General features: G+C 52.6%; 20 protein-coding genes. 19 read left to right on the top strand and 1 reads right to left on the bottom strand.

Annotated features, from left to right (window positions below; all coding sequences use genetic code 11):
- Positions 1–107 precede the first annotated feature (107 nt).
- The 13 genes from On2M_RS12275 to On2M_RS12335 all read left to right on the top strand — a co-directional run bounded on the left by On2M_RS12275 (position 108) and on the right by On2M_RS12335 (position 15077).
- Complete coding sequence (locus On2M_RS12275) at positions 108–800, top strand: DUF421 domain-containing protein (RefSeq protein ID WP_151225128.1); 693 nt, start codon at positions 108–110, stop codon at positions 798–800.
- A gap of 212 nt (positions 801–1012) precedes the next feature.
- A complete protein-coding gene (gene serC / locus On2M_RS12280) occupies positions 1013–2101 on the top strand; it encodes a 3-phosphoserine/phosphohydroxythreonine transaminase (RefSeq protein WP_151217919.1) in 1089 nt (362 codons plus the stop codon).
- A 68-nt stretch (positions 2102–2169) separates the two neighbouring features.
- A complete protein-coding gene (gene aroA, locus On2M_RS12285; protein WP_187259762.1) occupies positions 2170–3453 on the top strand; it encodes a 3-phosphoshikimate 1-carboxyvinyltransferase in 1284 nt (427 codons plus the stop codon).
- Between the two features lie 171 nt (positions 3454–3624).
- Entirely contained in the window at positions 3625–4308 is a 684-nt protein-coding gene (cmk, locus tag On2M_RS12290) for a (d)CMP kinase (RefSeq protein ID WP_005123561.1), read from the top strand.
- A gap of 113 nt (positions 4309–4421) precedes the next feature.
- Positions 4422–6095 (top strand): 30S ribosomal protein S1, encoded by a 1674-nt coding sequence (gene rpsA, locus On2M_RS12295; RefSeq protein WP_003035776.1) that lies wholly within the window; start codon positions 4422–4424, stop codon positions 6093–6095.
- Positions 6096–6254: 159 nt separating this feature from the next.
- The gene (gene ihfB / locus On2M_RS12300; RefSeq protein WP_003035780.1) at positions 6255–6539 is read left to right on the top strand and encodes an integration host factor subunit beta; all 285 of its coding nucleotides are present in this window, start codon (positions 6255–6257) and stop codon (positions 6537–6539) included.
- A gap of 206 nt (positions 6540–6745) precedes the next feature.
- Positions 6746–9010 (top strand): ComEC family protein, encoded by a 2265-nt coding sequence (locus On2M_RS12305; protein ID WP_151225130.1) that lies wholly within the window; start codon positions 6746–6748, stop codon positions 9008–9010.
- A 36-nt stretch (positions 9011–9046) separates the two neighbouring features.
- Entirely contained in the window at positions 9047–10795 is a 1749-nt protein-coding gene (gene msbA, locus On2M_RS12310) for a lipid A ABC transporter ATP-binding protein/permease MsbA (RefSeq protein ID WP_151217921.1), read from the top strand.
- A complete protein-coding gene (gene lpxK / locus On2M_RS12315; protein ID WP_151217922.1) occupies positions 10792–11769 on the top strand; it encodes a tetraacyldisaccharide 4'-kinase in 978 nt (325 codons plus the stop codon). The genes msbA and lpxK overlap by 4 nt, the downstream gene beginning before the upstream one ends.
- Before the next feature lie 41 nt (positions 11770–11810).
- Positions 11811–13043 carry a winged helix-turn-helix domain-containing protein gene (locus On2M_RS12320; protein WP_210904892.1) on the top strand — a complete coding sequence of 411 codons (1233 nt, stop codon included), beginning with the start codon at positions 11811–11813 and terminating at the stop codon, positions 13041–13043.
- A 51-nt stretch (positions 13044–13094) separates the two neighbouring features.
- Positions 13095–13277 carry a protein YcaR gene (gene ycaR, locus On2M_RS12325; protein ID WP_151217924.1) on the top strand — a complete coding sequence of 61 codons (183 nt, stop codon included), beginning with the start codon at positions 13095–13097 and terminating at the stop codon, positions 13275–13277.
- Positions 13274–14020, top strand: coding sequence for a 3-deoxy-manno-octulosonate cytidylyltransferase (gene kdsB / locus On2M_RS12330; protein WP_016152452.1), 747 nt, complete (start codon positions 13274–13276; stop codon positions 14018–14020). Before ycaR ends, kdsB begins: the two co-directional genes overlap by 4 nt.
- A gap of 163 nt (positions 14021–14183) precedes the next feature.
- On the top strand, positions 14184–15077 hold the full coding sequence (locus On2M_RS12335; protein WP_151217925.1) for a YcbJ family phosphotransferase: 894 nt from the start codon (positions 14184–14186) through the stop codon (positions 15075–15077).
- Here On2M_RS12335 and elyC read toward each other — a convergent pair.
- Positions 15054–15830: an envelope biogenesis factor ElyC gene (gene elyC / locus On2M_RS12340; RefSeq protein WP_210904893.1), complete on the bottom strand. Its 777-nt coding sequence runs from the start codon at positions 15828–15830 to the stop codon at positions 15054–15056. The genes On2M_RS12335 and elyC overlap by 24 nt on opposite strands.
- Positions 15831–15965: 135 nt before the next feature.
- Here elyC and cmoM point away from each other — a divergent pair, with 135 nt between their 5' ends.
- The 6 genes from cmoM to On2M_RS12370 all read left to right on the top strand — a co-directional run bounded on the left by cmoM (position 15966) and on the right by On2M_RS12370 (position 25952).
- On the top strand, positions 15966–16769 hold the full coding sequence (gene cmoM / locus On2M_RS12345) for a tRNA uridine 5-oxyacetic acid(34) methyltransferase CmoM (protein WP_210904894.1): 804 nt from the start codon (positions 15966–15968) through the stop codon (positions 16767–16769).
- Positions 16762–18084: a chromosome partition protein MukF gene (gene mukF / locus On2M_RS12350; protein WP_151217928.1), complete on the top strand. Its 1323-nt coding sequence runs from the start codon at positions 16762–16764 to the stop codon at positions 18082–18084. The genes cmoM and mukF overlap by 8 nt, the downstream gene beginning before the upstream one ends.
- The gene (gene mukE, locus On2M_RS12355; protein WP_016152457.1) at positions 18065–18769 is read left to right on the top strand and encodes a chromosome partition protein MukE; all 705 of its coding nucleotides are present in this window, start codon (positions 18065–18067) and stop codon (positions 18767–18769) included. The genes mukF and mukE overlap by 20 nt, the downstream gene beginning before the upstream one ends.
- A complete protein-coding gene (gene mukB, locus On2M_RS12360) occupies positions 18769–23229 on the top strand; it encodes a chromosome partition protein MukB (protein ID WP_210904895.1) in 4461 nt (1486 codons plus the stop codon). The genes mukE and mukB overlap by 1 nt, the downstream gene beginning before the upstream one ends.
- 245 nt (positions 23230–23474) lie before the next feature.
- Positions 23475–25226 carry a L,D-transpeptidase gene (gene ldtD / locus On2M_RS12365; RefSeq protein ID WP_210904896.1) on the top strand — a complete coding sequence of 584 codons (1752 nt, stop codon included), beginning with the start codon at positions 23475–23477 and terminating at the stop codon, positions 25224–25226.
- Between the two features lie 177 nt (positions 25227–25403).
- Positions 25404–25952, top strand: a complete 549-nt coding sequence (locus On2M_RS12370; RefSeq protein ID WP_003831948.1) for a YcbK family protein — start codon at positions 25404–25406, stop codon at positions 25950–25952.
- The last annotated feature ends 22 nt before the right edge of the window (positions 25953–25974 follow it).

A 25974-nucleotide genomic window follows, 5' to 3' on the forward strand; every position in this document is an offset into this window, starting at 1 on the left:
GCAATGATACGGGTTTTCAATGAACGGCGCTATCGTCGCCGGATTCCAGGCGTAAATAAAAGCATTAGCTATGCTTTCTTACAGCCAACCACGTTTAGAGCATATTAATGAAAGCATTCGATTTACACCGTATGGCGCTTGATAAAGTGCCGATGGATTTTCTGGGCGAAGTTGCTTTGCGCAGCCTCTATACCTTTATATTGGTTTTTCTGTTTTTAAAAATCACCGGACGTCGCGGCGTACGTCAGATGTCGCTTTTTGAAGTCCTGATCATCCTTACGCTGGGTTCCGCAGCGGGAGACGTGGCGTTTTATGATGATGTTCCAATGCTGCCGGTGCTGGTGGTCTTTATTACCCTTGCAGTGCTGTACCGGTTGGTAATGTGGTTGATGGCACACAGCGAAAAAATGGAGGATTTGCTGGAGGGGAAGCCCGTTGTGATCATTGAGGATGGTGAGCTGGCATGGTCAAAGCTCAATAGCGCCAATATGACGGAATTCGAGTTCTTTATGGAATTGCGTTTGAACGGCGTAGAGCAATTAGGACAGGTGAAACTGGCCATTCTGGAAACGAACGGGCAAATCAGCGTCTATTTCTATGCCAATGAAGATGTAAAGCCGGGACTCAGTATTCTGCCAAAACGCTGTACGCAACGCTTTAAGATAATGCCTGAAGCTGGGGACTATGCCTGCATACGTTGCAGTGAAGTGGTGCAAATGAATGCCGGCGATCATCAATTATGCCCGCGCTGTGCAAATCCAGAATGGTCGAAGGCCAGTCGGGCAAAACGGGTTACCTGACAGCGAAAATCTCGGTTTTTACCCGTCAATCCGATAGATTCTGTTGTGTGACCAACGACACATTTTTACCTTGGTCATTTTTACCCATTGCGGCGCGTGTCACTGAATGATAAAACCGATATCCACAGGAATAACTTATACCAATATCTGTCACCGGATTATCGTCAATGACAGGATGTTGATTGGACAACAACACAACGTGGTGAGGGGAAATGGCTCAGGTCTTCAATTTTAGTTCAGGTCCGGCAATGCTACCGGCAGAAGTACTTAAACTGGCTCAACAGGATCTTCGCGACTGGAACGGTCTTGGCACGTCGGTGATGGAAATTAGCCACCGTGGCAAAGAATTCATTCAAGTCGCAGAGGAAGCAGAGCAGGATTTTCGCGATCTTCTCAGTATCCCCTCCAACTATAAAGTGTTGTTCTGCCATGGCGGTGGCCGTGGGCAATTCGCGGGTATCCCGTTAAATATTCTGGGTGACAAAACCACGGCGGATTACGTGGATGCTGGGTATTGGGCCGCCAGTGCAATTAAAGAAGCGAAGAAGTACTGTACGCCAAACGTTATCGACGCCAAAGTCACCGTTGACGGACTGCGTGCCGTTAAGCCGATGAGTGAATGGCAGCTTTCTGACAATGCGGCGTACTTGCACTATTGCCCGAATGAAACCATCGATGGCATTGCGATCGATGAAACGCCGAATTTTGCCAGCGACGTGGTGGTTACGGCGGATCTGTCCTCGACCATTCTTTCCGCACCGATTGACGTTAGCCGCTATGGCGTAATTTATGCCGGAGCGCAGAAAAACATTGGCCCGGCGGGGCTGACGATTGTCATCGTGCGTGAAGATTTGCTGGGTAAGGCCCATGTGTCTTGCCCGTCAATCCTCGATTATACCGTGCTGAATGACAACGACTCCATGTTTAATACGCCGCCAACTTTTGCCTGGTATCTGTCTGGCCTGGTCTTTAAATGGCTGAAAGAGCAGGGCGGTGTTAACGCGATGGATAAAATTAACCAGCAAAAAGCGGAACTGCTGTATGGCGTAATCGATAACAGCGATTTCTACCGTAATGACGTGGCGAAATCGAACCGTTCTCGCATGAACGTCCCGTTCCAGTTGGCTGATAGCACGCTGGATAAACTCTTCCTGGAAGAGTCTTTCGCTGCGGGCCTGCATGCGCTGAAAGGGCATCGTGTGGTCGGCGGTATGCGCGCGTCCATCTACAATGCAATGCCGCTGGAAGGTGTAAAAGCGCTGACCGATTTCATGGTCGATTTCGAGCGTCGCCGCGGTTAATCAGCTTTATTTTCATCCCCACAGCCAACCTGTGGGGTTTTTATGTCTGTTTTTGAGAGTCGAGTTTCATGGAATCCCTGACGTTACAACCCATTGCGCGGGTGGATGGCACCATCAATCTGCCTGGATCCAAAAGTGTTTCTAACCGCGCTTTGCTGCTGGCTGCATTAGCAAATGGCACCACTGTTCTGACCAACCTGTTGGACAGCGATGATGTCCGCCATATGCTTAATGCTCTGAATGCGTTAGGGATTATCTATACCCTTTCAGCCGATCGCACGCGTTGCGAGATAATCGGTAATGGCGGTGCGCTGCATGCAGAAGGTGCTGTGGAGCTGTTCCTTGGCAATGCCGGAACCGCAATGCGCCCGCTGGCCGCAGCGCTGTGCCTGGGCAACAATGACATCGTGCTCACGGGCGAACCGCGCATGAAAGAGCGCCCGATTGGTCATTTGGTTGATGCGCTACGCCAGGGCGGAGCCAACATTGAATACCTGGAGCAGGAAAACTATCCGCCTTTACGTCTGCGCGGTGGTTTCACCGGAGGACAGGTTGAGGTTGACGGCAGCGTATCCAGCCAGTTCCTCACGGCATTGCTGATGACTGCGCCGCTGGCGCGGCAGGACACGACGATCGTCATTAAAGGCGAGCTGGTATCCAAACCTTACATTGATATCACACTGAACCTGATGAAAACGTTTGGTGTTGAAATTGAGAATCAGAACTACCAGCGCTTTGTCGTGCAGGGTCAGCAGCAGTATCAGTCGCCGGGTGCATATCTGGTTGAAGGTGATGCTTCATCAGCTTCCTATTTTCTCGCGGCAGGCGCTATTAAAGGCGGTACGGTAAAAGTCACCGGGATTGGCCGCAACAGTATGCAGGGTGATATTCGCTTCGCTGATGTACTGGAAAAAATGGGGGCGAAAATCACCTGGGGTGATGACTTTATTGCCTGTACTCACGGTGAGCTGAATGCAGTAGATATGGATATGAACCATATTCCCGATGCGGCGATGACCATTGCCACGGCTGCGTTGTTCGCTAAAGGCACCACGACCTTACGTAATATCTACAACTGGCGCGTCAAAGAGACCGACCGCCTGTTCGCGATGGCGACCGAGTTGCGTAAAGTGGGGGCGACGGTGGAAGAGGGCGAGGACTATATTCGCGTTACACCACCAGCGACGTTACAGTTTGCAGATATCGCGACCTACAACGATCACCGCATGGCGATGTGTTTCTCGCTGGTGGCGTTGTCTGACACGCCGGTAACCATTCTGGACCCTAAATGTACTGCCAAAACCTTCCCGGATTATTTCGAACAGCTGGCGCGTATTAGTACACCTGTCTGATTTTATTGCCGCACCCTTGTGTGCGGCACATTCCGTCATCTCCGGCTGTCTATTTATTCTACACTCAGCTTCAATGATTCTGCATTTTTCACACAAAGATAACGATCGTTGTCGTTGGCGCGTATAATGCGCGGCGTTCACGTTAACGTATGCCCGTTTAAGGAGAAAAAGATGACGGCAATTGCCCCGGTTATTACCATTGATGGCCCAAGCGGTGCAGGAAAAGGCACCTTGTGCAAGGCAATGGCGGAAGCATTGCAGTGGCATCTGTTAGATTCAGGCGCGATCTACCGCGTACTGGCGCTCGCAGCGTTGCATCACCATGTTGATGTCACTTCTGAAGATGCTCTGGTACCGCTTGCCTCACACCTGGATGTGCGTTTTATCTCAACGGACGGCAACCTGGAAGTCATTCTGGAAGGCGAAGATGTTAGCGGCGAAATCCGCACCCAGGAAGTGGCGAATGCAGCCTCTCAGGTCGCTGCGTTTCCTCGCGTGCGCGAAGCGCTGTTACGCCGTCAACGCGCATTTCGTGAAGCGCCTGGCCTGATTGCCGACGGGCGTGACATGGGAACCGTGGTGTTCCCGGATGCTCCGGTGAAAATTTTTCTGGACGCCTCCTCGCAAGAACGTGCGCACAGACGTATGCTACAGTTGCAGGAAAAGGGCTTTAGTGTTAACTTTGAACGCCTTTTGGCCGAGATCGAAGAACGCGATTACCGCGATCGTAATCGTGCTGTAGCGCCGCTTGTTCCCGCTGCTGATGCTTTAGTTTTGGATTCAACCCGATTAAGCATTGAGCAAGTGATTGAAAAAGCGTTACAATACGCGCGCCAAAAACTGGCTCTCGCTTAAGTGCGACCGAATTTGCAGTACCCCCGTTGCAATGGATTGACAGCGGGTATGTTAAACAACCCCATCCGGCACGGAGCCAGGTGGACGTTAAATATGAAACCTGAAGATTAAACATGACTGAATCTTTTGCTCAACTGTTTGAAGAATCCTTAAAAGAAATCGAAACCCGTCCGGGTTCCATCGTTCGTGGTGTTGTTGTTGCTATCGACAAAGACGTAGTACTGGTTGACGCTGGTCTGAAATCTGAGTCCGCCATTCCGGCAGAGCAGTTCAAAAACGCCCAGGGCGAGCTGGAAATCCAGGTTGGTGACGAAGTTGACGTTGCTCTGGATGCAGTAGAAGACGGCTTCGGTGAAACCCTGCTGTCCCGTGAAAAAGCTAAACGTCACGAAGCTTGGATCACGCTGGAAAAAGCTTACGAAGAAGCTGCAACCGTTACTGGTGTTATCAATGGCAAAGTCAAGGGTGGCTTCACTGTTGAGCTGAATGGTATTCGCGCGTTCCTGCCGGGTTCTCTGGTAGACGTTCGTCCGGTCCGCGACACGCTGCACCTGGAAGGCAAAGAGCTTGAATTCAAAGTAATCAAGCTGGATCAGAAGCGTAACAACGTTGTTGTTTCCCGTCGTGCCGTTATCGAATCCGAAAACAGCGCAGAACGCGATCAGCTGCTGGAAAACCTGCAGGAAGGCATGGAAGTTAAAGGTATCGTTAAGAACCTCACTGACTACGGTGCATTCGTTGATCTGGGTGGCGTTGACGGCCTGCTGCACATCACCGACATGGCATGGAAACGCGTTAAGCATCCGAGCGAAATCGTAAACGTTGGCGACGAAATCACTGTTAAAGTGCTGAAGTTCGACCGCGAGCGTACTCGTGTATCTCTGGGCCTGAAACAGCTGGGCGAAGATCCATGGGTAGCTATCGCTAAGCGTTATCCGGAAGGTACCAAACTGACTGGTCGCGTGACCAACCTGACTGACTACGGCTGCTTCGTTGAAATCGAAGAAGGCGTTGAAGGCCTGGTTCACGTTTCCGAAATGGATTGGACCAACAAAAACATCCACCCGTCCAAAGTTGTTAACGTTGGCGACGTAGTGGAAGTTATGGTTCTGGATATCGACGAAGAACGTCGTCGTATCTCCCTGGGTCTGAAGCAGTGCAAAAACAACCCATGGCAGCAGTTCGCGGAAACCCACAACAAGGGCGACCGTGTTGAAGGTAAAATCAAGTCTATCACTGACTTCGGTATCTTCATCGGCCTGGACGGCGGCATCGACGGCCTGGTTCACCTGTCTGACATCTCCTGGAACGTTGCAGGCGAAGAAGCAGTTCGTGAATACAAAAAAGGCGACGAAATCGCAGCCGTTGTTCTGCAGGTTGACGCAGAGCGTGAGCGTATCTCTCTGGGCGTTAAACAACTCGCAGAAGATCCGTTCAACAACTGGGTTGCACTGAACAAGAAAGGCGCAATCGTAAACGGTAAAGTCACTGCAGTTGACGCTAAAGGCGCAACCGTAGAACTGGCTGACGGCGTTGAAGGTTACCTGCGCGCTTCTGAAGCTTCCCGTGACCGCGTTGAAGATGCAACTCTGGTTCTGAGCGTAGGCGACGACGTTGAAGCGAAATTCACCGGCGTTGATCGTAAGAACCGTGCAATCAGCCTGTCTGTTCGTGCTAAAGACGAAGCTGATGAGAAAGATGCAATCGCAACTGTTAACAAACAGGAAGATGCTAACTTCTCTAACAACGCAATGGCTGAAGCTTTCAAAGCAGCTAAAGGCGAGTAATATCGAGTGCTCTAAATCCTTTGTGCTGTTAACAGCACAAAGGGTGACGAGTAGCTTGACAGATTACAGGATTCGTCCTGTAATCAATGACAAAGGGCGGCTACGGCCGCCCTTAATCAATGCAGCAGCTAATTATGCCTTTAAGGAACCGGAGGAATCATGACCAAGTCAGAATTGATTGAAAGACTTGCAACCCAGCAACCTCATATTCCCGCGAAAGCGGTTGAAGATGCAGTTAAAGAGATGCTGGAACATATGGCCTCGACTCTTGCGCAGGGCGAGCGTATTGAAATCCGCGGTTTCGGCAGCTTCTCTTTGCATTACCGCGCACCACGCACCGGACGTAATCCGAAGACCGGCGATAAAGTGGACCTGGAAGGAAAATACGTTCCGCACTTTAAACCAGGTAAAGAACTGCGCGATCGCGCCAATATTTACGGTTAAGTTTTTAGCGAAACTTAACGCCGAGAAAAGCACCCGCATGGGTGCTTTTTTCATTTCTGTTTGCTAATTCCGGAATCCTCATCCCAGTTAATTTGTACGTTACTTCCGCCGCTAAATGTCAGCGGAACGCACGCCGTATAACGATAAATTGTTGCCAGACAACTGTCGAAGAGTGCTGCACACTCCCTGCTACAGGGAGGTAATTGATGAAAATAACAACGGTTAGTACGTGCGCATTATTCGGCATTCTCCCGCTTATATTATTACCTGTGCTGCCAGGCATGCTGTGCATCAGCGTTGTATTTTGTCTGGCGTGTGTACTCTGTCTTTTTTCCTGTAGGCATTTGCGTTTTGCCGGAATAACCCTACTGTTCTTTCTTTGGGGCATCCTGGCAGCAAAAGATGCTCTGTGGGCTGGTAATACGCTCCCTGCGAAAACCCAGCAAGCTGTTGTGCGGATAACCGGAACTGACAATATGACGACGCACTATGGTCAGATTACGCATCTGCAGGGGAAACGCCTCTTTCCCTCCGTCGGAATTATCCTGTATGGACAGTACTTACCTGGTGACGTTTGTGCGGGTCAGACATGGGCGATGACGCTGAAGGTCCGTGCCGTACACGGCCAATTGAACGAGGGAGGATTTGATAGCCAGCGTTATGCGTTGGCGCAGCACCAACCCTTGACGGGACGATTTTCGCAGGCCTCGGTTATCACACCACAATGTAGCCTGCGAGCGCAGTATCTTGCCTCGTTGAAAACCACGCTTGCTGATTTCTCCTGGCAGCAGGTCATACTGGGGCTGGGAATGGGGGAGCGCTTGTCCGTGTCGCAAGAGGTGAAATACATTATGCGTGATACCGGCACGGCGCATTTGATGGCGATTTCCGGGCTGCATATTGCATTTGCCGCCCTTCTGGCTGCAGGAATAATTCGCGCGGGCCAATTTTTCATGCCAACCAGGTGGATTTGCTGGCAGATTCCGTTAGTAGGGGGGATCGTCTGTGCAACATTCTATGCCTGGCTAACGGGGTTGCAACCCCCGGCATTACGGACGGTTGTTGCGCTGCTGGTCTGGGGGGCGCTAAAACTCAGCGGCAGGCAGTGGAATGGATGGTCGGTGTGGATCTGTTGTCTGGCAGCCATTCTGGTGGTAGATCCTGTCGCCGTTCTTTCACAAAGTCTGTGGTTGTCTGCTTTTGCCGTTGCAGCGCTGCTGTTCTGGTATCAATGGGTTCCTGCGCCAAATTGGCCGTTATCGTTCGTTGGACGTCAATTCCTGGCGCTTGCTCATCTGCAACTGGGCATTACGCTTCTGCTTCTGCCGGTGCAAATCGCGATGTTCCACGGTTTCAGTCTGACCTCTTTTCTGGCGAATTTGTTTGCCGTACCGCTGGTCACGTTTATTGCCGTACCCTTGATATTAGCAGGCATGATCGTGCATTTAACCGGGCTGGTGATGGTTGAATCGGGCCTGTGGTTTTTAGCCGATCGCTCTCTGGCGCTGCTGTTTTGGGGACTCAGGAGCCTGCCTGAAGGGTGGACCAATATTGATGCACGTTGGCAAGGGTTTGCATTTTTACCCGGACTGACGATCATCGCATGGCGACTAAATATCTTGCGTACGCTACCGGTGGTCTGTTTCACGGTGCTGATTATATTGAGTGGGCCATTCTGGCGTACCTCACGTACTGATGTGTGGCAAGTGCATATGCTGGATGTCGGGCAGGGGCTGGCGATGGTGATTGAGCGTAATGGGAAAGCGCTGCTTTATGATACAGGTCTGGCATGGCCTGAAGGTGATAGCGCGCAACAGCTGATTATTCCCTGGTTACGCTGGCACAATCTGGAGCCGGAAGGGGTAATTTTAAGCCATGAGCATATGGATCACCGGGGCGGGTTAGGCTCGCTGCAGAAAGCCTGGCCGTCGCTATGGATAAGAAGTCCGCTAGGTTGGGAAGGGCATCTGCCCTGTTTTCGCGGGGAAAGTTGGCGATGGCAAGGATTAACCTTTAGTGCGCACTGGCCGGTGCGTGGCAATACAGATGTAGGGAATAACCACTCTTGCGTGGTTAAAGTTGATGATGGGTATCAGAGTATTCTGCTGACCGGCGATATTGAGTCTCCCGCTGAACAAAAAATGCTAAGTCACTACTGGCAGCATCTGCAGTCTACGGTGGTGCAGGTTCCACATCATGGCAGCAATACCTCATCATCACTGGCGTTGATTCAGCGGGTCGGCGGACAGGCTGCGTTAGCCTCAGCATCCCGTTACAATGCCTGGCGTCTACCGTCCTGGAAGGTGAAACAGCGTTATCAACAACAAAATTATCAATGGCTGGATACACCACATCAGGGGCAGATCACGCTGGATTTCTATCAAAACAACTGGCGAATACACAGCTTGCGGGATCAGATTTTACCTCGTTGGTATCATCAGTGGTTTGGCGTGTCGGAGGATAACGGGTAGAATATGCGGCTATTCTAACAAATGCCGGTTTTTTGAATGCATAACGATAAAGATCTCTCTACGTGGCAGACGTTTCGCCGACTATGGCCAACCATAGCGCCTTTTAAATCGGGTCTGATCGTGGCGGGTATAGCGTTAGTCCTTAACGCGGCCAGCGATACCTTCATGTTATCGCTCCTTAAGCCATTACTGGATGATGGTTTTGGTAAAACCGATCGCTCAGTGCTGCTGTGGATGCCGCTGGTGGTCATTGGACTGATGATAGTTCGTGGCTTAACCAGCTATGTCTCCAGCTACTGTATCTCATGGGTGTCAGGCAAAGTGGTTATGACCATGCGCCGCCGCCTCTTTGGTCACATGATGGGCATGCCGGTCTCCTTCTTTGATAAGCAGTCTACAGGTACGCTGCTGTCACGTATTACCTATGATTCAGAGCAGGTCGCGTCATCATCTTCTGGCGCGCTAATCACCGTGGTACGTGAAGGTGCCTCGATTATTGGCCTGTTTATCATGATGTTCTATTACAGCTGGCAGCTGTCATTGATCCTGATTGTGCTGGCGCCAATTGTGTCAGTGGCAATCCGAGTGGTTTCCAAGCGCTTTCGTAACATCAGTAAAAACATGCAAAACACCATGGGGCAGGTTACGACCAGTGCGGAGCAGATGCTGAAAGGCCACAAAGAAGTTTTGATTTTTGGTGGCCAGGAAGTCGAAACCAAGCGCTTTGATAAAGTCAGCAACAAGATGCGTCTGCAGGGGATGAAGATGGTTTCTGCCTCTTCTATCTCTGACCCTATCATCCAGCTGATTGCGTCTTTGGCGCTGGCCTTCGTGTTATATGCGGCCAGCTTCCCAAGCGTAATGGAAAACCTGACGGCAGGGACAATTACCGTTGTCTTCTCCTCAATGATCGCGCTGATGCGTCCGTTAAAATCGCTGACTAACGTCAACGCGCAGTTCCAGCGCGGTATGGCAGCATGCCAGACTTTATTTACTATTCTGGATAGCGAACAGGAAAAAGATGAAGGTAAACGCGTTATCGAACGTGCGACCGGCGATCTCGAGTTCCGCAATGTGACTTTCACCTATCCAGGACGTGAAGCACCGGCTCTGCGCGACATCAACCTGAACATTCCAGCGGGCAAAACCGTTGCTCTGGTTGGCCGTTCGGGATCTGGTAAATCCACCATCGCCAGCCTGATTACGCGCTTCTACGATATCGATGAAGGGCAGATTCTGATGGACGGACACGATCTGCGCGAATATACCCTGGCGTCCCTGCGCGATCAGGTCGCGTTGGTTTCGCAGAATGTGCATCTGTTTAACGATACCGTCGCCAACAACATCGCCTACGCGCGTACCGATATGTACAGTCGCGAGCAGATCGAAAAAGCGGCACAGATGGCCTACGCCATGGATTTCATCAATAAGATGGATAATGGGCTGGATACGGTGATTGGCGAAAACGGCGTCCTGCTTTCCGGTGGCCAGCGCCAGCGCATCGCTATCGCCCGCGCCTTGTTGCGTGACAGCCCGATTCTGATCCTTGATGAAGCAACGTCGGCTCTCGATACCGAATCCGAACGCGCGATTCAGGCTGCTCTGGATGAACTTCAGAAAAACCGTACTTCCCTGGTGATTGCTCACCGTCTTTCTACCATTGAACAAGCGGACGAAATCATCGTGGTGGAAGACGGTATTATTGTTGAACGTGGAACCCATAGCGAGCTGATTGAGCAGCGCGGGGTCTATGCGCAATTACACAAAATGCAATTCGGCCAATGATCGCACGAATCTGGTCTGGTGAGTCGCCACTGTGGCGGCTGTTACTTCCACTCTCCTGGCTGTATGGCCTGGTGAGTGGCGGGATCCGCCTATGCTACAAGCTTGGGCTGAAACGCGCATGGCGCGCGCCAGTACCGGTTGTGGTGGTCGGAAACCTTACAGCCGGCGGCAATGGCAAAACACCGGTGGTAATTTGGCTGGTTGAACAACTGCAGCAACGCGGGATTCGCGTGGGCGTAGTGTCGCGTGGTTACGGTGGGAAAGCGGCTGCTTACCCGTTGTTATTGACTGCAGAGACCACCACCGCAGAAGCGGGTGATGAACCGGTGCTGATAGCCCAACGTACCGGCGTGCCGGTAGCGGTATCCCCGGTAAGATCGGATGCGGTAAAAGCCATTTTGGCCCATCACGACGTGCAGATCATTGTGACGGACGATGGTCTACAGCATTATCGTCTGGCGCGGGATGTTGAAATCGTGGTTATTGATGGTGAACGTCGGTTTGGCAATGGCTGGTGGCTTCCCGCAGGCCCAATGCGGGAACGCGCAGGTCGCCTTAAATCGGTAGATGCGACTATTGTGAACGGTGGAGTTGCGCAGCCAGGGGAAATCCCGATGCGACTTGAACCTGGACTGGCGGTTAATTTACGCACGGGCGAACGCCGCGATGTGGCGCTCCTGCCCAATATTGTCGCTATGGCGGGCATCGGCCATCCACCGCGTTTTTTCGCCACACTGGAAGCGTGTGGGGCCAGAGTGCAAAAATGTATCGCGCTGGCAGACCATCAGTCTCTGACCTACAGTGAGGTCAGCGCGCTTGCCAACCCCGGACAAACGCTGGTGATGACGGAAAAAGATGCGGTTAAATGTCGTGCATTTGCTGATGAAAACTGGTGGTATTTACCGGTTGACGCTCATTTGTCAGGCGACCGGCCTGACGTGTTGCTGGATAGCTTAATCTCGCTGACTCGCTAACGGGTTCATACTGCGGCAGCGAATCATTTATGAGGCCATAAATGTCGTTGCCGCGTCTTTCTCTGACGGATGCCCGCCATCTTCACCTTGCGGCCCAGGGGCTGCTGAAAAAAACACGCCACCGGGCAACGCCTGCAGATATTCTTCCCACCATTTCGCGCATGTCGTTACTGCAAATCGATACCATCAATATTGTCGCGCGTAGCCCCTATCTGGTGCTGTTTAGTCGTTTGGGCAATTACTCGCCCCAGTGGCTGGATGACTCACTCCTGCAGGGCGAATTGATCGAATACTGGGCGCATGAGGCCTGCTTTTTGCCACGCAGCGACTTTATGCTGATCCGCCACCGCATGCTGGCCCCGGAGAAAATGGGCTGGAAGTATCAAGCGGCGTGGATGAAAGAACATGCGCAGGAGATCGAGCAACTGCTCCAGCACATCCAGCATAACGGAGCAGTACGCTCTGTCGATTTTGAGCATCCGCGCAAGGGTGCCAGCGGCTGGTGGGAATGGAAACCGCACAAACGCCATCTTGAAGGCTTGTTCACTGCCGGGAAAGTCATGGTAGTTGAACGGCGTAATTTCCAGCGCGTGTATGATTTAACCCATCGCGTCATGCCGCACTGGGATGATGAACGCGACCTACTTTCGCGGGAAGATGCTGAAAGCGTCATGCTGGATAACAGCGCCCGCAGTCTGGGGATTTTTCGCGAACAGTGGCTGGCAGACTATTACCGACTGAAGCGCCCGGCGCTAAAAAGCTGGTGTGAGGTGCGTAAAGAACAGCAACAAATTATTCCTGTCGACGTTGAAGGGCTAGGAACGCTATGGCTGCATAGTCACCTTCAGCCGCAGTTGGAACAGGCGCTGGCGGGTAAATTAACGGCGACCCATAGCGCTGTTTTATCGCCTTTTGATCCGGTGGTTTGGGATCGTAAACGGGCAGAGCAGCTATTCGACTTTAGCTATCGGCTGGAATGCTATACGCCAGCGCCGAAACGTCAATATGGTTATTTTGTCTTGCCGTTGCTGCATCACGGGCAGTTGGTTGGGCGGATGGATGCCAAAATGCACCGCAAAACGGGCGTACTGGAGGTTATTTCGCTGTGGTTGCAGGATGGCGTCAAACCAGGGGGCACTTTGCGAAACGGATTGTTTCAGGCGATTGATGATTTTGCCCGCTGGCAGCAGGCAACTCGCGTAACGCTGGGGCGCTATCCTGAAGGTTTATTTGCTGATGCACGCCATGGTTGGGAAATAGACCCAGCCCTGTAAGCGATTATGTTAATATTTACGGATTCACAATCCGGTCCATCTGGAGGAACTATGGATCATCGTCTGCTTGAAATCATTGCCTGCCCGGTATGCAATGGCAAACTCTGGTTTAACCAGGAAAAACAGGAACTGATTTGTAAACTGGATAACCTTGCTTTCCCATTGCGTGATGGCATTCCCGTGTTACTGGAAACCGAAGCCCGCATTCTGACTGCTGATGAGAGTAAATCATGAGTTTTGTGGTCATTATTCCTGCGCGTTATGCGTCCACTCGTCTGCCGGGCAAGCCGCTACTGGATATCAACGGCAAGCCAATGATCGTGCATGTCCTGGAGCGTGCGCGTGAATCTGGCGCCGAACGCATCATCGTTGCGACCGATCACGAAGATGTTGCTCGCGCGGTAGAAGCGGTAGGCGGTGAAGTATGTATGACTCGCGCGGATCACCAGTCCGGTACGGAGCGCCTGGCGGAAGTTGTCGAGAAATGTGGCTTTAGCGACGATACCGTTATTGTGAACGTTCAGGGTGATGAGCCGATGATCCCGGCGGTCATTATTCGCCAGGTCGCTGAGAATCTGGCGCAGCGCCAGGTTGGTATGGCGACCCTTGCAGCCCCGATTCACAGCGCGGAAGAGGCCTTTAATCCGAATGCGGTAAAAGTTGTTCTGGACGCCGAAGGGTATGCGCTCTATTTTTCACGCGCGACCATTCCGTGGGATCGTGACCGTTTCGCCAAAAGCCTGGAAACGGTGGGTGACACCTTCCTGCGTCATTTGGGTATTTACGGCTATCGTGCCGGGTTTATCCGCCGCTATGTTAACTGGCAGCCCAGCCCGCTTGAGCATATTGAAATGCTGGAGCAGTTACGCGTGCTGTGGTACGGCGAAAAAATTCACGTTGCCGTCGCAAAAGAAGTCCCCGGAACCGGCGTAGACACTGCCGAAGACCTTGAACGCGTGCGCGCTGAAATGCGTTAGTTTTTCTCATGACACTCCCCCCGGTGATGTGAATTTTTGGGAGGAGTGTCGTATCGTTACGTTTTCCCTCCACTTTTCTTTTCATCAATTGATCTCATCCGGGTGACATCTGTCTGCACGACGCTCATTATGAAAGCAGTAGCATTAATGAGGGCAATCTGAAATGGAACAGTTGCGTGCCGAACTCAGCCATCTGCTGGGCGAAAAACTCAGTCGTATAGAATGCGTGAATGAAAAAGTGGATACGGCCCTGTGGGCACTGTACGACAGCCAGGGAAATCCAATGCCGCTGATGGCAAGAAGTTTCACTACGCCGGGTATGGCGCAGCAGCTGGCATGGAAAACTTCGATGCTGGCGCGCAGTGGAACGGTACGTATGCCCGTTATTTATGGAGTCTTAACGCACGAGGAGCATCCCGGTCCCGATGTGCTACTGCTTGAACGTTTACGCGGGGTGCCGGTTGAAGCGCCAGCCCGAACGCCCGAACGTTGGGAACATTTAAAGGATCAGATTGTAGAAGGTCTGCTGTCATGGCATCGGCAGGATAGCCGTGGCTGCGTGGGAATGGTGGATAACACGCAAGAGAATGTCTGGCCATCCTGGTATCGTCAACGAGTTGAGGTGCTGTGGACTACGTTAAGTCAGTTCAACAATACCGGGCTGACGATGCAGGACAAGCGGATCCTGTTTCGGACCCGCGAGTGTTTGCCCGCTTTATTTGAAGGATTCAATGATAACTGCGTGTTGATCCATGGTAATTTCAGTTTACGCAGCATGCTTAAAGACGCCCGTAGCGATCAGCTTCTGGCCATGGTGGGGCCCGGTTTGATGCTGTGGGCACCCAGGGAATATGAATTGTTCCGTTTAATGGATAATGCGCTGGCGGAAAGCCTGCTATGGCAATACCTGCAGCGCGCGCCAGTAGCGGAGTCGTTCATCTGGCGGCGCTGGTTATATGTGTTATGGGATGAGGTGGCGCAACTGGTTAACACCGGGCGTTTTAATCGTTCCAACTTTGACCTGGCTACGAAATCACTGCTGCCGTGGCTCGCCTGAACCTTTTAGCCACTGCCATATGCGCCCCAGCGTTTCGTAACCCGCGCGGTCGCTATGCATCAGCCAGATGGGTGAAGGAATCGCGCGTTCCCACGGATTAAGCGGAGAATCAATCGCTAACTGATTAGCTGGCGCTGGCAAAGGATGTAACCCGGCCTGCTGGAAGAAGATCATCGCTCGCGGCAAGTGTGAGGCTGAGGTTACCAGCAGGAACGGCGCGTTACCGATGGCCTGTTTAACCGCGGCGGCTTCTTCTTCGGTATCTTTCGGTTGATCCAGGGTGATTATTTCATCGGCTGGCACCCCCAGCGACTGCGCAACGCGTGCACCAGCTTCTGCGGTACTGACGTTATTAGTTTTTGCGGCAGCGCCAGTAAAGATAAGCTTAGATCCCGGGTTTGCGCGCCATAGGCGAATACCTTCACTCAGGCGTGGAAGGCTGTTGTTGATCAGGTTTGAACTTGGTGCCCACTGCGGATTCCAGGTATATCCGCCCCCCAACACCACAATGTACTCCACTTTTTGTGTATCCTGCCAGGTTGGATAACTATCCTCAATCGGTTTCAACAAGCTATCGGCGACGGGCTGCAAACTTAAAAGTAACAGCGCCAGCCAACTCAGGCTAATACACACTTTCCCTGTTTTTTGAAAACGGCTAAACCAGATCAGTGCCAGGCCTATACCCATCATAATTAGCATCAGCGGCAGCGGCAGCATCATACCGCCCATCACTTTCTTCAGCGTAAAAAGCATGCTTTTTGGTTCCTTTTTTAACCATACAGCAGGGGATCTGCAGGGATATTACACCAGGAAGGTTCCTTCTTGGCGTGGGTGTGACAAAATAGCGGTTTTACTTAGTCACCCTAAAGCCAGTATGTGGAGAGCCCGATGCGGGATCGCAATTTTGATGACATTGCAGAGAAGTTTTCCCGTAACATTTACGGCACCACCAAAGGTCAACTAAGGCAGGCTATCCTTTGGCAGGATCTGGATCGATTACTGGACTCGTTCGGTGAGCAAAAACTGCACATTCTGGATGCCGGTGGTGGTGAAGGGCAAACGGCCATTAAAATGGCAGAACGTGGACATTTTGTCACATTATGCGATCTGTCAGGCGAGATGATCGCTCGTGCGCAACAGGCGACAGAGGCAAAAGGTGTGAGCGGAAACATGCATTTTATACAATGCGCCGCTCAGGATGTTGCTTCGCATTTGGAAAGCCCGGTTGATCTGATATTGTTTCATGCTGTGCTGGAGTGGGTGACAGATCCGGTCGGCGTGTTGCAGAGTTTATGGTCAGTGCTGCGTTCTGGCGGCGCGCTGTCGTTAATGTTCTACAATGCTAACGGTCTGTTGATGCACAACATGGTCGCAGGGAACTTTGACTATGTTCAGGTGGGGATGCCGAAACGTAAAAAGCGTACGCTTTCACCGGATTACCCACGCGATCCGGGGCAGGTCTACCAGTGGCTGGAAGAGATCGGTTGGCAAATTACCGGTAAAACGGGCGTCCGCGTGTTTCATGATTATCTGCGAGATAAGCACAAACAGCATGACGATTACGAAATGTTACTTGAGTTAGAAACGCGCTATTGCCGTCAGGAACCGTATATCAGCCTTGGGCGCTATATTCACGTCACCGCGATTAAACGTCCGGCCCGAGCCGCAGATGCAAGGATAATTTATGAGTGAATTTTCCCAGACAGTCCCCGAACTGGTTGCCTGGGCCAGAAAAAATGACTTCTCCATCTCTCTGCCGGTAGACCGACTTTCGTTCCTGCTGGCTGTCGCCACACTGAACGGTGAGCGACTCGACGGCGAGATGAGTGAAGGTGAGCTGGTGGATGCGTTCCGCCATGTGAGTGATGCGTTTGAGCAAACCAGCGAAACCATCGGCGTGCGCGCCAACAACGCGATCAACGATATGGTGCGTCAACGTCTGCTGAACCGCTTTACCAGCGAGCAGGCTGAAGGCAACGCCATTTATCGTTTAACGCCGCTCGGAATTGGCATCACGGATTACTATATTCGACAGCGCGAATTCTCTACGCTGCGTCTTTCCATGCAGCTGTCAATTGTTGCCGGTGAACTGAAGCGCGCGGCGGATGCGGCGGAAGAAGGTGGCGATGAGTTTCACTGGCATCGCAACGTCTACGCGCCATTGAAATATTCGGTGGCGGAGATTTTCGACAGCATCGATCTGACTCAGCGCATCATGGATGAACAGCAGCAGCAGGTAAAAGACGATATCGCGCAGTTGCTGAACAAAGACTGGCGAGCGGCGATTTCCAGCTGTGAACTGCTGCTTTCTGAAACGTCTGGTACGCTGCGTGAATTGCAAGATACGCTGGAAGCGGCAGGGGATAAGCTACAGGCTAACCTGTTACGCATTCAGGACGCCACAATGACGCATGACGATCTGCATTTTGTCGACCGGCTGGTGTTTGACTTACAAAGCAAGCTCGATCGCATTATCAGTTGGGGCCAGCAATCCATTGATTTGTGGATCGGTTACGATCGACATGTGCATAAGTTTATCCGTACCGCGATCGATATGGATAAAAACCGCGTCTTTGCCCAGCGTCTGCGCCAGTCTGTGCAGACATACTTTGACGAACCGTGGGCGCTGACCTATGCCAACGCCGATCGTCTGCTGGATATGCGCGACGAAGAGATGCTACTGCGTGACGAAGAGGTCACTGGTGAGCTTCCGGCCGATCTGGAATACGAAGAATTTAACGAAATCCGTGAACAGCTGGCGGCGATCATCGAAGAACAGCTGGCTATCTACAAATCCAGACAAACACCACTGGATCTCGGTTTGGTCGTGCGCGAGTATCTGGCGCAATACCCACGTGCCCGTCACTTCGACGTTGCGCGTATTGTTATTGATCAGGCGGTACGTCTTGGCGTAGCGCAAGCAGATTTCACCGGACTGCCCGCAAAATGGCAGCCGATTAATGATTACGGAGCCAAGGTACAGGCGCATGTCATTGACAAATATTGAACAAGTGATGCCGGTAAAGCTGGCGCAGGCGCTGGCGAACCCGTTATTTCCAGCGCTGGATAGCGCCTTACGTTCAGGCCGACATATCGGCCTGGATGAACTGGATAATCATGCCTTCCTGATGGATTTTCAGGAATATTTTGAAGAGTTTTACAGCCGCTATAACGTGGAATTGATCCGTGCGCCGGAGGGGTTCTTCTACCTTCGTCCACGTTCAACGACGCTCATTCCCCGTTCGGTTCTGTCTGAACTGGACATGATGGTCGGTAAAATTCTTTGTTATCTCTACCTCAGCCCGGAACGCCTGGCGAACGAAGGGATTTTTACCCAGCAAGAGCTGTATGACGAGCTGCTGACGCTGGCGGATGAAGCCAAACTGCTGAAGCTGGTGAACAACCGTTCAACCGGTTCGGACGTTGATCGCCAGAAACTCCAGGAAAAGGTTCGTTCTTCGCTAAACCGCCTGCGCCGTTTAGGCATGGTGTGGTTTATGGGTCATGACAGCAGCAAATTCCGAATTACGGAATCAGTCTTCCGCTTTGGCGCGGATGTGCGCAGCGGTGACGATCCGCGCGAAGCACAGCGTCGCTTAATTCGTGATGGCGAAGCGATGCCGGTCGAGAACCGCCTGCAGCTCAACGATGAGCCCGAAGAGAATCAGCCGGACAGTGGAGAAGAAGAATAATGATTGAACGCGGTAAATTTCGCTCACTTACGCTGATTAACTGGAATGGTTTTTTTGCCCGTACGTTCGACCTTGATGAACTGGTTACCACGCTGTCAGGCGGTAACGGTGCGGGTAAATCCACTACCATGGCGGCATTTGTTACGGCGCTTATCCCTGACTTGACCCTGCTGCATTTCCGTAACACCACCGAAGCCGGTGCAACCAGCGGTTCACGTGATAAAGGCCTGCACGGTAAGCTGAAAGCGGGTGTCTGTTACTCAATGCTTGACGTCCTCAACTCGCGCCATCAGCGTGTGGTCGTGGGTGTGCGTCTGCAGCAGGTTGCTGGCCGCGATCGTAAAGTGGATATCAAACCGTTTGCCATTCAGGGACTGCCGATGTCCGTGCAGCCAACCCAACTGGTAACGGAAACACTGAATGAACGCCAGGCGCGCGTGCTGCCCCTCTCTGAGCTGAAAGAGAAGCTTGATGAGATGGAAGGCGTGCAGTTTAAGCAGTTCAACTCGATAACCGATTATCACTCGCTGATGTTCGATCTGGGCATCATCGCCCGTCGTCTGCGCTCAGCCTCAGACCGCAGTAAGTTCTATCGCCTGATTGAAGCATCGCTGTACGGCGGGATCTCCAGCGCCATTACCCGCTCGCTGCGTGACTACCTGCTACCGGAAAACGGTGGGGTGCGTAAAGCGTTCCAGGATATGGAAGCTGCGCTACGTGAAAACCGCATGACGCTGGAAGCGATTCGCGTAACCCAGTCTGATCGCGACCTGTTTAAGCATTTGATCAGCGAGGCGACCAACTATGTGGCCGCAGATTATATGCGCCACGCCAACGAACGTCGTATCCATCTTGACAAAGCGCTGGAATATCGCCGTGAGCTGCATACCTCACGCAAGCAACTGGCCGCAGAGCAGTATAAGCATGTGGATATGGCGCGTGAACTGGGTGAGCATAACGGCGCTGAAGGCGATCTGGAAGCCGATTATCAGGCTGCGAGCGATCACCTGAATCTGGTGCAAACCGCGCTGCGTCAGCAGGAAAAAATTGAACGCTACGAAGCGGATCTCGAAGAACTGCAGGTTCGTCTCGAAGAACAAAATGAGGTGGTCGCGGAAGCCGTTGACCGCCAGGATGAAAACGAAGCCCGCGCGGAAGCCGCCGAACTGGAAGTAGATGAGCTAAAAAGCCAGCTTGCCGATTACCAGCAAGCGCTGGATGTCCAGCAAACGCGCGCCATCCAGTACACTCAGGCGATTCAGGCGCTAAATCGGGCGAAAGAGCTCTGTCACTTACCGGATCTGACGCCCGACAGTGCTGTCGAATGGCTGGAGACGTTCCAGGCGAAAGAGCAGGAAGCCACGGAAAAACTGCTAACGCTGGAACAAAAAATGAGCGTGGCACAAACCGCGCACAGCCAGTTCGAGCAGGCTTATCAGCTGGTGGCGGCTATCAACGGTCCGCTGGCGCGCGGTGAAGCCTGGAGCGTGGCGCGCGAACTGTTGCGGGAAGGTGTTGAGCAGCGCCATCTGGCGGAGCAGGTTCAGCCGTTACGTATGCGCCTCAGCGAGCTGGAGCAGCGTCTGCGCGAACAGCAAGACGCCGAGCGTCTGCTGGCTGAATTCTGCAAGCGTCAGGGTAAACAGTTCGACATCGATGAGCTGGAAGCGCTGCACCAGGAGCTGGAAGCACGTATCGCCGCCTTGTCTGACAGCGTCTCTTCTGCCAGCGAACAACGTATGACGTTGCGTCAGGAGCAGGAGCAACTTCAGTCTCGTATCCAGCATCTGATGAAGCGTGCGCCTGTCTGGCTGGCCGCGCAAAATAGCCTGAGCCAGCTTAGCGAGCAGTGTGGCGAAGAATTTACCTCCAGCCAGGACGTCACCGAGTACCTGCAACAGTTGCTGGAGCGCGAGCGTGAAGCCATTGTTGAGCGTGATGAAGTCGGCGCGCGCAAAAATGCGGTTGATGAAGAGATTGAACGTTTAAGTCAGCCGGGCGGGGCGGAAGATCAGCGTCTGAACGCGCTGGCGGAACGCTTCGGCGGCGTTCTGCTGTCTGAAATCTATGACGATGTTAGCCTTGAAGATGCGCCGTACTTCTCTGCGCTGTACGGTCCTTCGCGTCATGCTATCGTGGTGCCGGATCTGTCGCTGATCACCGAACAGCTTGAAGGACTGACGGATTGTCCGGAAGATCTCTATTTCATCGAAGGGGATCCGCAGTCGTTTGATGACAGCGTTTTCAGCGTTGATGAGCTGGAAAAAGCGGTAGTAGTAAAAACCGCCGAGCGTCAATGGCGTTATTCCCGCTTCCCGACGGTGCCGATTTTTGGTCGTGCCGCGCGCGAAAGCCGTATCGAAACCCTGCATGCCGAGCGTGAAGGGCTGTCTGAACGTTTTGCAACGCTCTCCTTTGACGTCCAGAAAACCCAACGTCTGCACCAGGCGTTTAGCCGCTTTATCGGCAGCCATCTTTCGGTGGCGTTTGAAGCCGACCCGGAAGCGGAAATTCGTCAACTGAATGGCCGTCGCGTTGAACTGGAACGTGCGCTGACCAATCATGAAAATGATAATCAGCAAAGCCGTATGCAGTTTGAACAGGCGAAAGAGGGGGTTTCTGCTCTTAACCGTCTGCTGCCGCGTTTGAATCTGTTGGCAGATGACACGTTGGCCGATCGTGTGGACGAAATTCGTGAGCGTCTGGATGAAGCCCAGGAAGCAGCGCGTTTTGTGCAGCAGCACGGCAATCAGTTAGCCAAACTGGAGCCGATGGTTTCGGTTCTGCAAAATGACCCTGAGCAGTTTGAACAACTGAAGGAAGACTACGCATATTCCCAGCAGATGCAGCGCGATGCGCGTCAGCAGGCTTTTGCCCTGGCCGAAGTGGTGCAGCGCCGGGCGCACTTTAGCTATTCCGACTCGGCCGAAATGCTGAGTGGTAACAGCGATCTAAACGAAAAACTGCGTGAACGTCTTGAACAGGCGGAAGCTGAACGTACCCGCGCCCGTGAAGCTTTGCGCAGCCACGCCGCGCAGTTAAGCCAGTACAATCAGGTCATGGCGTCGCTGAAAAGCTCGTACGACACCAAAAAAGAGCTGCTTAACGATTTACAACGTGAACTGCAGGACATTGGCGTTCGCGCGGACAGCGGTGCCGAAGAGCGTGCGCGTATCCGTCGTGATGAACTGCATGCGCAGCTCAGTAACAACCGCGCTCGTCGCAACCAACTGGAAAAAGCGCTGACCTTCTGCGAAGCGGAGATGGATAACCTGACCCGCAAGCTGCGCAAGCTGGAACGCGATTATTTTGAGATGCGCGAGCAGGTGGTTACTGCGAAAGCGGGATGGTGTGCGGTAATGCGAATGGTGAAAGACAACGGTGTTGAACGTCGTCTGCACCGTCGTGAATTGGCGTATCTGTCCGGTGATGAACTGCGCTCTATGTCGGATAAGGCGCTCGGCGCGCTGCGTCTGGCCGTTGCGGATAACGAACATCTGCGCGATGTGCTGCGCATGTCTGAAGATCCAAAACGTCCAGAGCGTAAAATTCAGTTCTTTGTCGCGGTTTACCAACATCTGCGTGAACGTATTCGCCAGGATATTATCCGTACCGACGATCCGGTTGAAGCCATCGAACAGATGGAGATTGAACTGAGCCGTCTGACGGAAGAATTAACCTCCCGCGAACAGAAGCTGGCGATCAGCTCTCGCAGCGTGGCGAATATTATTCGTAAGACGATCCAGCGCGAACAGAACCGTATTCGCATGCTGAACCAGGGGCTGCAAAGCGTGTCGTTTGGCCAGGTAAACAGCGTGCGTCTGAACGTCAACGTACGTGAGACCCATGCCACCTTGCTGGACGTACTTTCCGAGCAGCATGAGCAGCACCAGGATCTGTTTAACAGCAATCGTCTGACCTTCTCTGAAGCGCTGGCGAAGCTGTATCAACGTCTGAATCCGCAGATTGACATGGGACAGCGTACGCCGCAAACCATAGGTGAAGAGCTGTTGGACTACCGTAACTATCTGGAGATGGAAGTTGAGGTAAACCGAGGTTCTGACGGTTGGCTGCGTGCTGAATCAGGCGCGTTGTCAACGGGGGAAGCGATCGGTACCGGGATGTCTATTCTGGTGATGGTCGTACAAAGCTGGGAAGATGAAGGGCGTAGACTGCGCGGGAAAGATATTTCTCCTTGCCGTCTGCTGTTCCTTGACGAAGCTGCGCGACTTGATGCGCGCTCTATCGCGACCCTGTTTGAACTGTGCGAACGTCTGCAAATGCAGCTGATTATCGCCGCGCCGGAAAACATCAGCCCGGAGAAAGGCACAACCTACAAACTGGTGCGTAAAGTCTTCCAGAACACTGAACACGTTCACGTGGTTGGTCTGCGTGGGTTTGCGCCTCAGTTACCTGAGCCGCTGCCAGGGACCGAAGATGCCTCCTCGCAGGCAAGCTGAATAAAAAGGCGGTCAAATGACCGCCTTTCTTCTTTTCCGAAAAGTCTCAATTGCAGGTGCAATTTCTTTTAACTTCTTTACATTATACCAGGTAAAACATTGGCGAAGTTTATATACTGAAGTTAAGCCTGACGGGTATGCAGGCTTACTCGTCATACTTCAGTTGTATTGGCGTCTACAGGCGTTCCACACCCGGTTAATGGTGCCTGGCTATAGAGTATGATAAAGAAAACAGGGGGCAAGGGATGTTGCTTAATAAAATGTATGGTCGTCGGCTGTCGGCAATCAGTTTGTGCCTGGCCGTAACATTCGCTCCACTGTTCAATGCGCAGGCCGATGAGCCTGAAATGATCCCTGGCGATAGCTCAGCGAGCGTCAGTGAACAGCCAACAGCGTTATCGCAACCGCAGGTACAATCTTCCGCGACGGCTATCATGGCGGGAATTCAACCGCTGCCGCAGGGCGTGTCCGTTGATCAAGCCCGCGCCGAATTACAATCTCAACTTCCAGCGGGCTTCACGCCGGTTTATATGAACCAGCTGGAACTGCTGTATGCCGCACGCGAAATGAAACCGATGTGGGAAAATCGTGATGCGGTAAAAGCCTTTCAGCAACAGTTAGCCGAGGTGGCGATTGCCGGGTTTCAGCCGCAGTTTACCTCCTGGGTTGCGCTTCTGACTGACCCGGCAGTGTCCGGCCAGGCGCGAGACATTGTGCTGTCTGATGCAATGATGGGATATCTGCACTTTATAGCCAATATTCCCGTTAAAGGAAATCGCTGGCTCTATAGCGATAAGCCCTATGCGCTGACGACGCCGCCGATTTCCGTGATCAACCAGTGGCAGGTCGCGCTGGATAACGGCCAACTGACGTCGTTCGTCGCCAGCCTGGCGCCACAGCATCCGCAGTACGCCGTAATGCATGACTCACTACTCAAGCTGGTGAGCGATACGCAACCCTGGCCACGGTTAACCAGTACCGCGACGCTGCGTCCGGGAGAGTGGAGTAACGACATTCCCGCGCTGCGTGAAATTTTGCGCCGTACTGGAATGCTGGGGTCTGCCGTCAGTACGTCTGCTAAAGAAGGTCGTAGCGCTTACGATCGTGAACTTGTCGACGCGGTAAAGCGGTTTCAGACATGGCAGGGGCTTGGCGCCGATGGCGCGATTGGCCCTGCGACGCGTGACTGGCTGAACGTAACGCCTGCTCAGCGTGCGGGAGTGCTGGCGTTAAATATTCAACGCTTGCGCCTGCTGCCGAGCGATCTGTCTACCGGTATCATGGTAAACATTCCTGCCTACTCGCTGGTTTATTATCAGAACGGAAATCAGGTGCTAGCCTCGCGCGTTATCGTCGGGCGCCCCGATCGTAAAACGCCGATGATGAGCAGTGCGCTGAATAATGTGGTCGTTAACCCGCCGTGGAATGTGCCGCCGACGCTGGCCCGAAAAGATATCTTGCCTAAATTATGGAATGATCCGGGGTATCTTGAACGCCATGGCTATACCGTGATGCGCGGCTGGAACAGTAAAGAGACGATAGATCCGTGGCAGGTTGACTGGGCCACCATCACCGCCTCTAATTTGCCGTTCCGCTTCCAGCAGGCTCCGGGTGCACGTAACTCGCTCGGGCGCTATAAATTCAATATGCCGAGTTCGGATGCTATTTATCTGCACGATACGCCGAACCACAATCTGTTCCAGAAGGATACGCGGGCGTTAAGCTCCGGCTGCGTACGTGTGAATAAGGCATCTGAGTTAGCGAATATGCTGCTACATGATGCGGGATGGAATGATACGCGCATCTCGGATGCCCTGAAGCAAGGGGATACGCGATACGTGAATATCCGGCAGAATATTCCGGTTAACCTCTATTATCTGACCGCATTTGTTGGCCCGGATGGCCGCACGCAGTATCGTACAGATATTTACAATTACGATCTGACAGCGCGATCCAGTGCACAAATTGTGTCAAAAGCTGAACAATTAATCAGATAAATGAAGCAGTTCGAGGAAAATGATTGTCGTAAGTTATGCGGGAAACGGGGCGGAATGGCTGTAAGCCCCGTGTTTCCTGGGGTTGGGAGCCTTGACGTGGACTACTTAGCCAGATAAGGTTTCTCGCGTGCGCTAGAGCATACATACGATAACATTGACCTTGTAGACCTTAATACCATGGACAAATTTGACGCTAATCGCCGCAAACTGCTGGCGCTTGGTGGTATTGCCCTCGGCGCTGCCATCCTGCCTACGCCCGCGTTTGCCACTCTTTCCACCCCACGTCCGCGTATATTGACTCTGAATAACCTGCATACCGGTGAGTCAATAAAAGCAGAGTTTTTTGATGGCAGGGGCTATATTCAGGACGAATTAGCAAAACTTAACCACTTTTTCCGTGATTTTCGGGCCAATAAAGTGAAATCCATTGACCCGGGATTGTTTGATCAACTCTTCCGTCTGCAGGGCCTGCTGGGCACGCGTAAACCCGTACAGCTAATCTCAGGCTATCGCTCTATCGATACCAATAACGAACTCCGTGCACGCAGCCGGGGTGTGGCAAAGAAAAGCTACCACACCAAAGGCCAGGCCATGGATTTCCATATTGAAGGCATCGCATTAAGCAATATTCGCAAAGCTGCGTTATCTATGCGCGCAGGTGGTGTAGGATACTACCCCAGCAGTAACTTTGTGCATATCGACACCGGGCCTGCCCGGCACTGGTGATCCATAAGCTTAATGAAACAGG

It is taken from the genome of Citrobacter sp. On2M (genome assembly GCF_018035235.1).
Classification (GTDB): Bacteria; Pseudomonadota; Gammaproteobacteria; order Enterobacterales; family Enterobacteriaceae; genus Citrobacter; species Citrobacter meridianamericanus.

Coding starts and splice junctions, on each gene's coding strand:
- On2M_RS12275 (WP_151225128.1), top strand. CDS start 108: ATGAAAGCATTCGATTTACACCGTATGGCGCTTGATAAAGTGCCGATG.
- serC (WP_151217919.1), top strand. CDS start 1,013: ATGGCTCAGGTCTTCAATTTTAGTTCAGGTCCGGCAATGCTACCGGCA.
- aroA (WP_187259762.1), top strand. CDS start 2,170: ATGGAATCCCTGACGTTACAACCCATTGCGCGGGTGGATGGCACCATC.
- cmk (WP_005123561.1), top strand. CDS start 3,625: ATGACGGCAATTGCCCCGGTTATTACCATTGATGGCCCAAGCGGTGCA.
- rpsA (WP_003035776.1), top strand. CDS start 4,422: ATGACTGAATCTTTTGCTCAACTGTTTGAAGAATCCTTAAAAGAAATC.
- ihfB (WP_003035780.1), top strand. CDS start 6,255: ATGACCAAGTCAGAATTGATTGAAAGACTTGCAACCCAGCAACCTCAT.
- On2M_RS12305 (WP_151225130.1), top strand. CDS start 6,746: ATGAAAATAACAACGGTTAGTACGTGCGCATTATTCGGCATTCTCCCG.
- msbA (WP_151217921.1), top strand. CDS start 9,047: ATGCATAACGATAAAGATCTCTCTACGTGGCAGACGTTTCGCCGACTA.
- lpxK (WP_151217922.1), top strand. CDS start 10,792: ATGATCGCACGAATCTGGTCTGGTGAGTCGCCACTGTGGCGGCTGTTA.
- On2M_RS12320 (WP_210904892.1), top strand. CDS start 11,811: ATGTCGTTGCCGCGTCTTTCTCTGACGGATGCCCGCCATCTTCACCTT.
- ycaR (WP_151217924.1), top strand. CDS start 13,095: ATGGATCATCGTCTGCTTGAAATCATTGCCTGCCCGGTATGCAATGGC.
- kdsB (WP_016152452.1), top strand. CDS start 13,274: ATGAGTTTTGTGGTCATTATTCCTGCGCGTTATGCGTCCACTCGTCTG.
- On2M_RS12335 (WP_151217925.1), top strand. CDS start 14,184: ATGGAACAGTTGCGTGCCGAACTCAGCCATCTGCTGGGCGAAAAACTC.
- elyC (WP_210904893.1), bottom strand. CDS start 15,830: ATGCTTTTTACGCTGAAGAAAGTGATGGGCGGTATGATGCTGCCGCTG.
- cmoM (WP_210904894.1), top strand. CDS start 15,966: ATGCGGGATCGCAATTTTGATGACATTGCAGAGAAGTTTTCCCGTAAC.
- mukF (WP_151217928.1), top strand. CDS start 16,762: ATGAGTGAATTTTCCCAGACAGTCCCCGAACTGGTTGCCTGGGCCAGA.
- mukE (WP_016152457.1), top strand. CDS start 18,065: ATGTCATTGACAAATATTGAACAAGTGATGCCGGTAAAGCTGGCGCAG.
- mukB (WP_210904895.1), top strand. CDS start 18,769: ATGATTGAACGCGGTAAATTTCGCTCACTTACGCTGATTAACTGGAAT.
- ldtD (WP_210904896.1), top strand. CDS start 23,475: ATGTTGCTTAATAAAATGTATGGTCGTCGGCTGTCGGCAATCAGTTTG.
- On2M_RS12370 (WP_003831948.1), top strand. CDS start 25,404: ATGGACAAATTTGACGCTAATCGCCGCAAACTGCTGGCGCTTGGTGGT.